The following is a 13,167-nucleotide window of genomic DNA, read 5'->3' on the forward strand; positions in this document are numbered from 1 at the left end:
ATCTATCGCAATACCACCCTAAGTCTCGGTGCGGCAAAATCCAAAAACGCCCTGAGCTTCAGCGGCATGACTCCTTGCGACAGATGAACTAGATGCACGGGCGATGCTTCCTGCTCGAATTCCTCGAGCAGTGGTACGAGCAGGCCGGCTTCCACGGCGCGCCTCGCCTGGTAGGACATGATCCGCGTCACGCCGAGCCCCACGGCGGCTGCATCGACGGCCGCTTCGGCCGTATTGACGGACAGCCGCGCCCGGATCGCGGCCGAGATCTCCTGCTCCCCGTCCCGGAAGGTCCAGAAGCGGTTAGAGAGCACGCCCTCGAAGGCGATGCAGTCGTGATGGACGAGATCACGGGGATGGAGCGGGTGGGGATGACGCCTCAGATAATCCGGATTGGCATAGACAGTCGTACGTATGGAACCAAGACGGGTGGCGATCAGGTTGCTTTCCGTAAGCGGGCTGATACGCAATGCGACATCGATATGCTCGTCCGCGAGGCTCATCGAGCGATCGCTCAATGCCAGCCGAATGTTGATGTCTGGAAAGGCCTTGAGGAAATCGGTGACGACGGGCAGAACATGCAGGCGGCCGAAGACGATGGGCGCAGTGATCGTCAGGTCGCCGCGTGGCGCGATGTATTCGCCTGAAGCGCGGCGTTCTGCCTCTTCCACGCGCCCGAGAATCTCACGCGCCGCATTCACATAGCTCTCGCCTGCCTCGGTCAGAAGGATTTTCCGGCTGGTGCGGGTGATCAGGCGGACCCCAAGATGCGTCTCGAGCTCCGAAATCTTGCGACTGACAGTGGGAAGAGGCGAGTGCAGGGCGCGGGAGGCCGCGGAAAGACTGCCATTTTCAACCACAGCCAGAAGCACGGCCATTGCATCCAGGCGATCCATGCAATCTTCCAAAAAATGAGAGGACACCTCTAGAAACAACTGTATACTACAGAAAGATGGATGCCACTAGCCTCCTGATGGTCATCGGAGCGTTCGTTCCGAACCTCAAAGGAGCCTCACATGAAACTCTATCATTTTCCGCTTTCGGGTCATGCGCACCGGGCCGCCCTCTTTCTCTCGCTTCTCGGCGTGAAGGCGGATCTCATCGAGATCGACCTCGCAAATGGTGCCCACAAGTCAACGAATTTTCTCAAGCTCAATCCGTTCGGCCAGGTGCCGGTCCTTGAAGACGAGGGCACCATTGTCAACGATTCCAATGCCATCCTCGTCTACCTGGCCACCAAGCTCGGCCGCAAGGACTGGCTGCCCGATGACCTCCCGACCGTCGCCAAGATTCAAAAGTGGCTTTCCGTCGCCGCCGGCGAGATCGCTTACGGGCCGGCCGCCGCGCGTTTGATCACGGTATTCGGGGCGGATTTCCGCGCCAATGAGGTTATCGCCCGCGCCCACCACATTCTGGGGCTCATCAACGCCGAGCTCGAACAGCACCTGTTCATCGCCGGCGACCGGCCGACCATCGCCGATATCGCGCTCTACAGCTACATCGTCAGCGCCCCGGAAGGGAACGTGGATCTCGCGCCGCATCCGGAAGTGCGCCACTGGCTGGCGCGGATCGAGGCCCTGCCGGGCTTCCTGGCTTTCCCGAAGACCGCAATCGGTCTCGCCGCCTGACGGCAGGGATGCGGTCGGCCCCCGACGGCCGCATCCCCTCTTCCCATTGGAGGCAATGATGCTCGATAAAGTGACGACCCCACCGTCGCCCTGGCACGAGGGCGAACTCGAAATGCAGCGCCATGCCGGTGTCGCCGAGCACATGGATGTACTCGGCCGCAAGTTCGTGCGCAGGTTCCTGCTCGACCAGCATCGGGAATTCTATCCCCTGTTGCCATTCATCGCCGTTGGCGCCGTCGACGGGGAAGGCGTCCCATGGGCGACGATCCGAAGCGGCAATCCCGGCTTCCTGCATTCACCGGATCCCCTGACTCTGGACATCGATGCGATCAGCGATCCGGGCGACCCTGCGGAAGCGGGGATGAAGGACGGCGATCCCGTCGGCCTGCTTGGCATCGACCTCATCACCCGCCGCCGCAACCGAATGAATGGCACGGTCAGCAGAAGCGGAAGCGAGCGCTTCTCCGTCGCCGTCGATCACAGCTACGGAAACTGCCCGCGTTATATCCAAAACCGGCATTTTGCCTTCGTGCGCGATCCTATGGTTTCGGCGCCTTCCGCTGCACTCGTCTCGGACCGGCTGGATGACGATGCCCGGCGCATCATCGCGGCCGCCGATACGTTTTTCGTCGCTTCCTATGTGGATCGAGACGACGAGGGACGGCAGGTCGACGTTTCCCATCGCGGCGGTCGGCCGGGTTTCGTTCGCGTCGACGCGGATGGCGGCCTGACTGTACCCGAGTTCAACGGCAATCTGTTTTTCAACACGCTTGGCAATTTCCTCGTCAATCCACGTGCCGGCCTGCTGTTCGTCGATCACGAAACGGGCGACATGCTGCAGCTGGCGGGCAGGGTGGAGGTCATCCTCGAATCGCCGGAGATCGGAGCCTTTGAAGGTGCGGAGCGCCTCTGGAGGGTCATGCCGGAAAAAACCATCCTACGCCGAAACGCATTGCCGTTGCGCTGGACCTTCGCCGAAAACGGAATGTCGCAGAACGTGCTTATGACCGGAAGCTGGAACGAAGCGGAATCCCGCCTCCAGGCAGCGGCGAAAGCGAAGACCTGGAGACGATTCCGCATAGAAAAAACAATCGATGAAAGCGAGACGATCCGCTCCCTGCATCTGGCGCCGACGGATGGCGAGGCACTGATACCGCATCTTGCCGGTCAGCATCTGCCCATCAGGATAACCGATGGCGATGAACTGGTACGCCGCAGCTACACGATATCGAGCGCGCCATCCGATGGATATTACCGGCTGAGCATCAAGCGTGAGGGGAAGGCATCTACCCTTCTGCACGGGATGCAGGAAGGCGACGAAATCGAGGCTCTTGCCCCTGCGGGCACCTTCGGCATCGATGCGATGGAACGCAATCGACCGGCGGTGCTTCTTGCTGCTGGCATCGGCATCACCCCCTTGCTGTCGATGCTGCGCCATATCGTTTATGAGGGCGACCGGACCCGCCATAGACGGCCTGTATGGCTGTTCAGATCGTCGCACACACTCGCTGAGCGGGCTTTCGACCGCGAAATCGACGAGCTGGTCGAGCGAGGGCAGGGGTCTATCCACGACATCAGAGTGCTCGGCGAGCCCGGCGCCGACGAGGAGGGGCGCTACGATGCCGCTGGCCGCATCGGAATGGATCTTCTGAAGTCGCATCTGCCGTTCAACGACTATGATTTCTATCTGTGCGGACCGGCATCCTTCATGCAATCGGTCTATGATGGATTGCGGGGCCTGAATATCGAGGACGCGCGCGTGCATGCCGAAGCCTTCGGGCCCTCGGGATTGACGCGCGACAGGCCTGCGAATTCGTCCTCTGTCGAGCCGTCCAGGGCCGCAGCCTCAGAGCCCGTCCGTATCATCTTCGCGCAATCATCAAAGGAGGCGCGCTGGAAACCCGGCGATGGCCCTCTACTGGATTTCGCCGAGCAGCGCGGCCTGAACCCGGCCTTCGGGTGTCGCGCCGGCCATTGCGGTGACTGCAAGACGCGGATTCTCAAGGGCGATGTCAGCTACATCTCGGAGCCAACCTATCCGGTCGCGGAAGGTGAGGCCCTGATGTGCTGTTCGGTACCCGCCGAAGGAAGCGACCTGCATCTCGATGTATAGGCGCCGTCTTGCAAATGAAATTATTGCCGTCCGCCTTGCAATACGCCGTCAACCCCGCACGCGCCTCCTCCATCCCATGGAGATCATCTGATTAGAGAAAAGCATGCCCGGCGATGGCACCGAGTTCGATTACATAGTCTGCGGGGCGGGCGCTTCGGGTTCTGTCCTAGCGCGACGCCTCGCGGACAACCCCGACATTCAGGTGCTTCTCATCGAAGCCGGCGGGAATGACCAGTCCGAACTCGTGCAAGATCCGCGGCGCGCGCTTGGGAACCTCGGCAGTGAGCGGGACTGGCAGTATGTGATGCAGCCCAATGCGGCCCTTGCTGGTCGCAGGCTGCCCCTGCCGGCCGGCAAGGGACTTGGTGGCGGCACAAGCATCAACTTCATGTACTGGACGCGGGGACACAGGGAAGACTGGGATTTCTTCGCGGCCGTCAGCGGGGAGCCCGCATGGAACGCGGCATCGATCGAGTACGTCTTCGACCGGATTGAAGACCGGACCGAAGCCAATGCGGCAAGCCCATCCTCGGGCGGAATGGTGCCGATCACGAGAGATGCGCTTTCGGCGCCCTTGCTGGAGGCGGCAAGCACGGCATTCAGCGAGAACGGCAGCGCCCGGTACGATGATATAAATGGCGCCCTGCTTCACCATCCGGAAGGGCACGGCCCTCGCGAGCGCAATATTTTGCGCGGCCGCCGCATTTCGGCGTTCGAGGCCTATATAAGGCCCCGCCTCGGGCACGCCGGGAACCTCCATGTCGTCAACGATTGCTTCATCCTGCGTGTGAATGTTGAAAACAAGCAAGCTGTCGGCGTCTCGGTATTGATCGGCAACGATGTGGTGGAGCTGCGCACGCGCTGCGAGACGATCCTCTGCACCGGCGCAATGCAGACACCCAAGATCCTGATGCTGTCGGGCATAGGGCCCCGGCGGGAACTTGAGCACCACGACATCCCGGTTCGTCATCATCTGCCGGGCGTAGGCCTTGGTTTTCAAGACCACGTCCTGCTGCAGGGCTGCAATTGGCTTTCGCGCCCAGCCGCAGACGAAGAGCCGACGACCGGGGGCATAGTCGGTTATGCCAAAAGCAGTGCCTCCTTGGCCGCCTCCGATCTTCAATTCGTCTTCACGGGCTTCATGGTGGCGAACGATCAAATCGCCGCCCGTTTCGGTTATCCGGAAGGCAGCTACCAGTACCGGCAGGGATGGGGCATCAGCGTCGGGTTATTGCGGCCCTTCAGCAGCGGAACGGTACGTCTTGCCGATGCGAACCCGTTGAGCCATCCGCTTATCGACCCCCGAATGTTGTCCGATCCGCGCGACGAGCAGGCACTGCTCGATGGCATCGCGCTTGCCCGTTCCATCGGTAACTCCGTCAACCTGAAGCCATTCGCCGCCCGGGAGCTCAGTCCCGGCGATCTTTCCGCGGACGGGATGAAAGACTTCCTGAGACAGGCGGTCGGGACATATTTCCATCCAAGCGCCAGTGCGAGGATGGGAACCGATGATCTAAGCGTCGTCGACGGCAAGCTGAAAGTGCACGGACTGGAACGATTGAGGATCGCGGATGCTTCGATCATGCCAAGGGTGCCGGCGGCCAATACGATGGCGCCTTCGATTGCAATCGGTGAGTTGGCAAGTGATTTCGTGATGGCTGCGCATGGACGCTAGGCGCAGCCTGCAGATCTTTCAGGGGCACCAAGAAGAATCGAACCGCGGCAGGCCGCCCGACTTTCGCCGGACGGTCTGCCGCGTCGTCATTCGGCTGGTTGGCCGACTGCAGCAGCCCGGCGGCGGCGAGAGCGGGGACCGAGAGCGGCAACAAAAAGCGTGGCCACGGAGAGCACGGCGACAAAAGCCGAACCGGCCACATAAGTGTCCCAGCCGGCGCCCGGCGCGATGGCAAGGACCGAGGCCGCAAAGGCAAGCACCACACCGCCGCCAATCTGGAATGCCGCAAAGAGCAGCCCGGACGCCAGGCCCGACTCGTTATCGCCAACGTCGTCGAGGGCAGCGACCTGCACGGCGGGATAGGTCATGGCATAGCCCAGGCCGATCGGCACCTGCGTAAGCGCGGTTAGCAGGATCGGATCGACAGGACCGAGGCCGGACACCCAGACGACATAGCCCAGTGTCAGCAGGGCCGTACCCAGAACCATCAGGCGGGTGCTGTGCTTCTGTGCCAGGATGGCAAAGCGCGGCGCCAGCACCATGACGCTCACCCCGCAGAAGACGAAAACGAGGCCAGTGCTCAGCGCCGACCATCGAAGCACGTTCTGGTAATAGAGCGTCGCGACGAACTGGAAACCGACATAGACGCCCTGGAATAGGCCTGCGACAATATTGGCATGGGTGAGCTTGGTACGCCGGAAGATCGAAAGCGGTACCATCGGAACGCTGTGGTTTGCCTCTATGACGACAAACGCGATGATCAGAATGGCAGCCGCAAGCAGCGAGCCCCAGGTGGTCGACGCGCTCCACCCCTCGGCGGCCGCATTGGTGATGCCGAAGACGAAGAGTAGCAGTCCGGGCGTGATGGTAATTGCGCCGAGCCAGTCGAAGTCCGGCCGGGGACCGCTGCGCTTTTTGTCGGGCGGCAGGATCATGGGGGCAAGCAGGAGCGTGATTATTGCCACGGGCGCGCCCATGACCAGTGTGGCACGCCAGGTGAAGATGGTGGCGACGCCACCGACCACCATGCCCAGCACGTAGCCCACCGCTGCAGTTGACGAGAAAATTCCAAGCGCGCGTGCGCGGGCTGGCCCTTCGCCGAATACCGACAGCAGCAGGGCCAAAGCCGCTGGCGCGGTGAAGGCGGCGGAAATGCCCTTGGCGAGGCGCGCTGCGATAAGGGTCGAGCCGCTATCGACGAAGCCACCGGAGATGCTGGCGACAGCGAAAACGGCCAGCCCGCAAAGAAACGTCTTGCGATGCCCGAAAATGTCGGCGACCCGGCCGCCCAGAAGGAGGAAACTGCCATAGCCCAGCACATAGGCGCTGACCGCCCATTGCAGGGAAGTGGCAGGCAGGCCCAGTTCGCTCTGGATGGCAGGCATGGCGACGGCAATGGTCGATACGTCTATGGAATCGAGAAAATTGGCGGTGCAGAGCAACAGGAGTGCGAGCCCGGCAACGCCCCGAAGTTTTGGCGTGCTCATGATTGGATGTCCTTTATTGTGTCGCGGCGCGGGAGGACGGCGCCTTGCGGCATGGGGACAACCAACTATAACCAGCGGAATTATGTTGCAAATTGATAGTATCCATACTAGGTATTGCTGGCGATGATAAACGACGCTTTTCTCCGCAAGGTCGACCTCAATCTGCTGCTCAGCTTTTCGGTGCTGATGCAGGAGCGCAATGTCAGCCGCGCCGCCGAACGCCTGCTGGTCGGCCAACCGGGCTTGTCCGCAGCGCTCAAGAGGTTGCGCGAGACACTGGACGACGAACTGTTCGTTCGCGTCGGCCGTGGATTGCAGCCAACGGCGAGGGCGCTGGCCATCGCGCCGGCTATCGAGGCAGCCCTTGAGAGCATAGAACAGGCAATCCGCCCGCCGGCTGCCTTCGATCCCGGTGACTGGCAGGGCGAATTCCGCGTCAGCATGTGCGATAATCTTGAGCGCGCCTTCTTCGGGCCGCTGGCTGCGAAATTGCGTAGCTTGGCGCCGCACGCACGGCTCGCCAGCATTTCCTCCGATACCAGGAGCCCGGCGCAGATGCTCGATGACTGCGCTTTCGATTTTTCCGTCTCGGTGCATGCGGAACCGGCATCCTGGCAGGTGCGGAGCCCGCTGTTCGAACAGGCGATGATGTGCATCTACGATCCTCGTCAGGTGACACTGAAGGGGCCTATGACACTGGATGATTTCGTCCGCCTGCCCCATGTCGCGGTATCCGCTGCGGGCACGACCGAGAGAGAGATCGACGGTGCGCTGCGTCAGCTCGGCCGATCGCGAAGCGTGATTGCGACCGTGCAACGTTTCTCGGGACTGCCGGCCGCCCTGAGCGCCATGCCATGCATGGCAATAATTCCTGAATCGATAGCCCGGCTCATGGCCGACCTCCACAAGCTCACCGTGGTCGACCCGCCACTGCCGTTGCCGAGCGATGCCGTAAGCATGCTCTATCGACGGGTCGACGAAGCGGATGGCCGCTCCATCTGGTTCCGGCGGCTGTTCGCGCAGGTGGCCGAAGAAGTGCTCGCGGCATCAGGCTGCAGATGCGAGGTCGCACGGGCCGCCTGAGAATTCGCGGCAACGAAAACCTTCAAGCCGCATCGGCTCCGGCGAGTTGACGCTTATCCTCGGTCTTTGTCTCGAAATCCGAAGCGTCGTGGCGTTCTCGAAGCTGTTCCGATGGCTTTCCGGTGATGCGATTGACCATCCGGCCGCGCCGGACGGCGGGGCGTTCGCCCACCTCATCCTTCCATCTCCGGACGTTCCTGTAGGCGCCGGCTTCGAGGAACCGACCTCCGTCGCCATAGATCTCGTTCTGCGCCAAGGCGCCATACCATGGCCATGTCGCGATATCTGCCACTGAATACTCGTCGCCCGCGAGAAAGCGGTTATCGGCAAGATGGCGATCCAGCACGTCGTACTGGCGCTTCACCTCCATCGCAAATCTGTCGATGGCGTATTTGATATGTATCGGCGCATACAGGTAGAAGTGACCGAAGCCGCCGCCGACATATGGCGCCGAGCCCACCTGCCAGAACAGCCAGTTCATCGCCGCTGTATTTGCCTTGTGATCCCTCGGCAGAAACGCGTCGAACTTCCGCGCCAGATAGAGCAGTATTGAACCGCTCTCGAACACCTGCGTCGGCTCGGGCGTCGTTCGATCCACCAGTGCGGGGATCTTGGAATTTGGGTTGATCCCGACAAAGCCGGAGCCGAACTGGTCACCTTTGAAAATATTGATCAACCAGGCGTCATACTCGGCCTGCTCGTGACCGAGGGCAAGCAACTCTTCCAGCATGATCGTCACCTTCACACCGTTCGGCGTGCCAAGCGAGTAAAGCTGAAGCGGATGCCTCCCGACAGGGAGTTCCTGTTCGAAGGTCGAGCCGGCGATCGGCCGGTTTATCGTGTCAAACTGACCGCCACCATCCTTGTCCCAGGTCCAATGCTCTGGAACTTCGTAGCCGGCGGGGAAGCTTATCGGGAGTTTGGCTGCCATATTCGGTCCCTCCTGGAGACATGAGGCATCAGTCAGAACGAACGCATGACGGAGAACATCTCGTAAGCGCCCGAGAACCGGCGAGCGACGCCAGTCAATCTATCAACTAGTCGATAGATGCCTCAAAGTCAATCATTCGACAATCATCCGCACCCTCCGAATATGGAAATCGGATTGGCTATGCTTGACGGGAACCCGACTGAGATCGCCATCAGGCCTGCTGGCATCAGCTTCCATCCGAAGCCGGCGTATGGATGGAGGGGAGACAAGCCGGGCCAGCCGCAAACAAGATCGCGACCGGCCTGCCGACGATAGCCGGATTGCCTGAACAAAGGGAATTCCAGCGGAGATTTCTCTCCGCCGGAATCGCCTTACACGAGACGGGTCGTGATTTTCACCGGATTGGCGATCGTATCGTATATGGGGGATTTATTCGGCAGTTCTGCAATCAGTTCTTCGATTTCGGCCCTGCTTGCCGTATCGCTGGTGACCCTGAGGTCAACGCTGATCCCCTGGGCACCCTTGCGCACCGACTTGTCGAGATCAAAGAAACCGTTGAAATCGATGTCGATGCCGAGGTCGCATTCGAGCCCGCTCAGCTCGATCCCTTTTTCAGCGGCCATCGCAGCGAGCGTCACCGTGTAACAGCCCGCCAATGCCTGGAGCAGATGTTCAGGGGGCGTGGGTCCGGCATCCGTGCCAAGGAGCGCCTTCGGCTCATCGCTGACGAGAGTGAACTTTCCAATGCGCCCTTCGTCCGCCTGACCGTTTTGGATAAACGCTCCCGTCTTCGCAGCCATTGAGATACCGCCATTCGACTGCCCCTTGAGGCTGAACGTGACCTTGCCGAGTTCCGGCTGCTTGCTGACAGCCTCACGGGTCTGGCGGATTTCGTTGATGTCGGCAAATGGTCTCTTCTTTACACTCATTTGAGTCTCCATAGAGATTTTCTGTAACCTCGGGTCGGATCTCCAATCCGGGACGGAGCCAATGCAGGCCGCACGTGGCGGTCAGGAATTGACAACCGCACATCATGCTTATTTATCTACCAGTAGATAGACAAGTAAGAAATTGCTATGATTGAAACACGGAAGTCATCCCGCTTTTCATACTGGTCCACATGTTAGGCTTTATAGGAATCTAGCAGCCGCAAGGGGCAAGTGCACGAAAGAGGCCGGAGTGGCAAAAATTGACTAGGCCACCTATCTATTCATAAGTAGATAACAAGGTAATTTATGAGAGGATCGGAAAATTGTCCAATATGCGGAATGAGCTCCTGACGTCTGCCGAGGACCTGATCCGCACGCGTGGCCACTCGGGATACAGTTATGCCGATGTCGCGGAGCGCGTAGGGATCCGCAAGGCAACCATTCACTATTACTTCCCGACGAAACAGAGCCTGACGGCCGCCGCGTTGCAGGTCTACCGGGATCGGTACAAGGACGCACTTATCAAGATCGAAGACGATCATGCTCATGCGCTCGATCGTATCGATGCCTACGGTCGGCTGTATTTCTGGGGGGTCGAAAACGGCCTTGGATGCCTGTGTGCCGCGCTACTGGCGGAACTCGACGGATTGCCCGACGAGTTGAAAGATGGGACGACCGCGTTCTTCCGGGAACATCTGGACTGGCTCGAAAGGGTTTTTGCCAAGGGCCGCCAAAATGGTGAGGTGAATACGAACCTGACGAATGTCGGGGCGGCTCGCCTCGTTGTCTCTTCCCTGGAAGGCGCCCTGATGATGGAGCGGATTCTGGATGGCGGCGCGGGATTTGAGATCACTCTCAAGGCTCTTCGCACAAGCCTCTCACCTGCATCCTGAGTTCCGGGCCGCCGGCATTCAAGCGTGAAGCGCCGGCGCCCGTGCGGGATTGCCTCCGGGCTCCCCGATTAATTCACGCGGGGCCAAACGCGGCAACACCGCACACCTGATCACCGCCAGGTGGCGAATCCCTCGTTCAGGCCCAATTCACTCGCTGCTCTGCAGCCTGTAGCGGCTGCCCGGATACAGAAGCCTCACAGACGTGACGGCGCGCCCTGAAGACCAGGTACGGCGCCGCACAAGCAGGCAGGGTTCGCTTCGCGCGATTGCCAGAAGCTTGCATTCCCAAGGCTGCGGCAGAACAGCCTCGATATATTGCTCCGTGCGCGAGATTGGGGCGATGGAGGTCAGGTAGGCATTGGGGGTGATGCGTGAAAAGTCCTGCTTCAGGTAGTCCGGAGCAACCTCGGCGTTGACGAAGCGGTCCTCCAGCTGGATCGGCACATGATCCTCCTCATGCAGGATGATGCTGTGATGGACCGCCGACCCGACCTCCACTTCCAGCGCACCGGCAAGATCGGGGCCGGATATTTCTGTCTGGGTCAGAATGATGTTGGCGTGATGCGACAGGCCACGCTCGCCGATCTCCTCGGCAATGTTGCGCACGCCCATCGACCCCGCGCTGCGCTTTTTCGGCGCGACGAACGATCCCCGTCCCTGAACCCGCGTGATGACGCCTTCGGTCGCAAGCTCGCGCAGCGCCCGGTTCGCCGTCATCCGGCTGACGCCGAGCATTTCGACGATCCGGTTTTCTGACGGGACCCGATGGTTTGTCGGCCATTCGCCAGTCTCGACCTTCAGCTTTATCTGGGCCTTCACCATCTCGTAGAGCGGCAGATCGGAGCGCTCGTCGAGCGTTGTAAAATCATGGTCGATCACAGATGGCATCAAGACTCCAGACAGATGAATGCCCAAAAAGGGCGCATGCTCTCGCTGAGCATAAATTATCATCTTCGCTCTTGCCTGTCTTCATATTTCATGCAAGGTTCCATATACAAGTTGGAGGTTATACCGAGTGCGCTCACGTCGCAAAAGGACGGTTGCGCGAGGGCGGAATGACGCGCGCAAGTTCGGAAAGAACGAGTAAATACGCTCGTTGTAAATGCAATATAGCTGATTTTCGAAATGCTGCGGTACCGCGTGCCACATCCGGGCCTCGCGGCATCACATATAAACTCCGCCGACAGAAGCGGAGGCAATTTTTGAAGTTGTATAGTGAACTTTGGAATGTCTGGTGGGCGACGAAGCAATAGCTCGTCGTTTCCAAAAGGGCCCTGAAAGACCCTCACCAGGACGTTCGAAATAGCTCAACCAAAGGGGAACATGATGTTGAGGAACAAATTGAAATTCGCTCTGACGGTCGGCGCCTTCTTGATGGGAACGTCGATGGGCACCGCCCACGCGTCCTATTGCGGGGATGGCAAGATCGTGACCTTCGCCGGCATCGACTGGGAAAGCGGCGCGCTAATTACCGAAGTCATGAAGGAACTGCTTTCGAAGGGTTACGGCTGCAAGGTCGATTCCATCCCCGGCAATTCCGTGACGCTTGAGCAGGCAACCGCCAATAACGACGTGCAGATCTTCGCTGAGGAATGGATCGGTCGTTCGGACGTCTGGAACAATGCAGCCGCAGCCGGCAAGGTCACCTCGGTCGGCAAAACCTTTGTCGGCGCCTCTGAAGGCTGGTTCGTACCGGAATATGTGGTGAAGGGTGACGAGGCGCGCGGCATCAAGCCGATCGCTCCCGATCTCAAGAGCGTCTCGCAGCTTTCCGACCCGAAGATCGCCGAGCTGTTCAAGGATCCGGAAGAGCCCTCGAAGGGTCGCTTCCTGAACTGCCCGTCGGGCTGGACCTGCGAAGGCGTCAACACGGCCAAGCTCGAAGCCTACAAGCTGATGGACACCTACGTGAACTTCCGTCCGGGCACGGGCACCGCGCTCGATGCCGGAATCAGCGCCGCTTATCTTCAGGGCGAACCGGTGCTGTTCTACTACTGGAGCCCGACTGCCGTCATGGGCAAGTTCAAGCTCGTCCAGCTTGAAGAACCGGCCTATGACGAAGCCTGCTGGAAGGAACTGACCAGCGCCACGGGCAAGCGCGAAGCCGGCTGCGCCTTCCCGGCAGTCGAAGTCGCCTACGGCATCAACAGCACCTTTGCGAAGGACGCGCCGGAAATCGTCGAGATCCTCGAAAAGGCGACCTTCCCGCTCGAAGAGGTCAATGCCAGCCTCGCCTACATGGCCGACAACAAGGCCGATGCGGTGACCGCCGCCAAGGAATTCCTGAAGTCCAAGGCTGATGTCTGGGGTTCGTGGGTTTCGGCAGATGCCAAGGCCAAGGTCGAAGCTTCGCTCAAGTAAGTCCAAGCTGGCCGCGTGCCTCACGGCCCGCGGTAATCCAGCCGTCGCCGCGACACCTGCATGGTCG

Annotated in this window: 11 protein-coding genes; 6 read left to right on the forward strand and 5 right to left on the reverse strand. The window is 60.2% G+C overall.

Going from position 1 to position 13,167, the window contains the following annotated elements:
- Window positions 1-2: 2 nt before the first annotated feature.
- Window positions 3-896: a LysR family transcriptional regulator gene (locus BM216_RS02045; RefSeq protein ID WP_092994126.1), complete on the reverse strand. Its 894-nt coding sequence runs from the start codon at window positions 894-896 to the stop codon at window positions 3-5.
- 120 nt (window positions 897-1,016) lie between these two features.
- Between BM216_RS02045 and BM216_RS02050 the strand changes: the two genes are divergently transcribed.
- From BM216_RS02050 to BM216_RS02060, 3 genes are all read left to right on the forward strand, one after another.
- Window positions 1,017-1,628 carry a glutathione S-transferase family protein gene (locus tag BM216_RS02050; RefSeq protein WP_092994129.1) on the forward strand — a complete coding sequence of 204 codons (612 nt, stop codon included), beginning with the start codon at window positions 1,017-1,019 and terminating at the stop codon, window positions 1,626-1,628.
- A gap of 58 nt (window positions 1,629-1,686) precedes the next feature.
- Complete coding sequence (locus BM216_RS02055) at window positions 1,687-3,741, forward strand: 2Fe-2S iron-sulfur cluster-binding protein (protein ID WP_210217011.1); 2,055 nt, start codon at window positions 1,687-1,689, stop codon at window positions 3,739-3,741.
- A 103-nt stretch (window positions 3,742-3,844) separates the two neighbouring features.
- Entirely contained in the window at window positions 3,845-5,416 is a 1,572-nt protein-coding gene (locus tag BM216_RS02060; protein WP_092994135.1) for a GMC family oxidoreductase, read from the forward strand.
- A gap of 86 nt (window positions 5,417-5,502) precedes the next feature.
- On the opposite strand, the gene BM216_RS02065 is transcribed toward BM216_RS02060, so the two are convergent.
- Window positions 5,503-6,903 carry an MFS transporter gene (locus tag BM216_RS02065; protein WP_092994138.1) on the reverse strand — a complete coding sequence of 467 codons (1,401 nt, stop codon included), beginning with the start codon at window positions 6,901-6,903 and terminating at the stop codon, window positions 5,503-5,505.
- A gap of 123 nt (window positions 6,904-7,026) precedes the next feature.
- On the opposite strand from BM216_RS02065, the gene BM216_RS02070 reads away from it, so the two are divergent.
- Entirely contained in the window at window positions 7,027-7,986 is a 960-nt protein-coding gene (locus BM216_RS02070; RefSeq protein ID WP_092995063.1) for a LysR family transcriptional regulator, read from the forward strand.
- Between the two features lie 22 nt (window positions 7,987-8,008).
- Here the strand turns inward: BM216_RS02070 and yghU are convergent, their stop codons facing one another.
- Complete coding sequence (yghU, locus tag BM216_RS02075) at window positions 8,009-8,917, reverse strand: glutathione-dependent disulfide-bond oxidoreductase (protein WP_092994141.1); 909 nt, start codon at window positions 8,915-8,917, stop codon at window positions 8,009-8,011.
- Window positions 8,918-9,288: 371 nt separating this feature from the next.
- Complete coding sequence (locus BM216_RS02080; protein ID WP_092994144.1) at window positions 9,289-9,846, reverse strand: OsmC family protein; 558 nt, start codon at window positions 9,844-9,846, stop codon at window positions 9,289-9,291.
- A 332-nt stretch (window positions 9,847-10,178) separates the two neighbouring features.
- Between BM216_RS02080 and BM216_RS02085 the strand changes: the two genes are divergently transcribed.
- A complete protein-coding gene (locus BM216_RS02085; protein ID WP_092994147.1) occupies window positions 10,179-10,739 on the forward strand; it encodes a TetR/AcrR family transcriptional regulator in 561 nt (186 codons plus the stop codon).
- Between the two features lie 147 nt (window positions 10,740-10,886).
- Here the strand turns inward: BM216_RS02085 and hutC are convergent, their stop codons facing one another.
- The gene (gene hutC / locus BM216_RS02090; protein ID WP_092994150.1) at window positions 10,887-11,627 is read right to left on the reverse strand and encodes a histidine utilization repressor; all 741 of its coding nucleotides are present in this window, start codon (window positions 11,625-11,627) and stop codon (window positions 10,887-10,889) included.
- Between the two features lie 486 nt (window positions 11,628-12,113).
- Here hutC and BM216_RS02095 point away from each other — a divergent pair, with 486 nt between their 5' ends.
- The gene (locus BM216_RS02095; RefSeq protein ID WP_244530060.1) at window positions 12,114-13,100 is read left to right on the forward strand and encodes an ABC transporter substrate-binding protein; all 987 of its coding nucleotides are present in this window, start codon (window positions 12,114-12,116) and stop codon (window positions 13,098-13,100) included.
- Window positions 13,101-13,167: the final 67 nt, after the last annotated feature.

It is taken from the genome of Rhizobium sp. NFR07 (genome assembly GCF_900111905.1).
GTDB lineage: Bacteria > Pseudomonadota > Alphaproteobacteria > Rhizobiales > Rhizobiaceae > Neorhizobium.

Bases quoted from the DNA above. Each gene is read 5' to 3' on its own strand.
- BM216_RS02045 (WP_092994126.1), bottom strand. From the start codon at position 896: ATGGATCGCCTGGATGCAATGGCCGTGCTTCTGGCTGTGGTTGAAAAT.
- BM216_RS02050 (WP_092994129.1), top strand. From the start codon at position 1,017: ATGAAACTCTATCATTTTCCGCTTTCGGGTCATGCGCACCGGGCCGCC.
- BM216_RS02055 (WP_210217011.1), top strand. From the start codon at position 1,687: ATGCTCGATAAAGTGACGACCCCACCGTCGCCCTGGCACGAGGGCGAA.
- BM216_RS02060 (WP_092994135.1), top strand. From the start codon at position 3,845: ATGCCCGGCGATGGCACCGAGTTCGATTACATAGTCTGCGGGGCGGGC.
- BM216_RS02065 (WP_092994138.1), bottom strand. From the start codon at position 6,903: ATGAGCACGCCAAAACTTCGGGGCGTTGCCGGGCTCGCACTCCTGTTG.
- BM216_RS02070 (WP_092995063.1), top strand. From the start codon at position 7,027: ATGATAAACGACGCTTTTCTCCGCAAGGTCGACCTCAATCTGCTGCTC.
- yghU (WP_092994141.1), bottom strand. From the start codon at position 8,917: ATGGCAGCCAAACTCCCGATAAGCTTCCCCGCCGGCTACGAAGTTCCA.
- BM216_RS02080 (WP_092994144.1), bottom strand. From the start codon at position 9,846: ATGAGTGTAAAGAAGAGACCATTTGCCGACATCAACGAAATCCGCCAG.
- BM216_RS02085 (WP_092994147.1), top strand. From the start codon at position 10,179: ATGCGGAATGAGCTCCTGACGTCTGCCGAGGACCTGATCCGCACGCGT.
- hutC (WP_092994150.1), bottom strand. From the start codon at position 11,627: ATGCCATCTGTGATCGACCATGATTTTACAACGCTCGACGAGCGCTCC.
- BM216_RS02095 (WP_244530060.1), top strand. From the start codon at position 12,114: ATGGGAACGTCGATGGGCACCGCCCACGCGTCCTATTGCGGGGATGGC.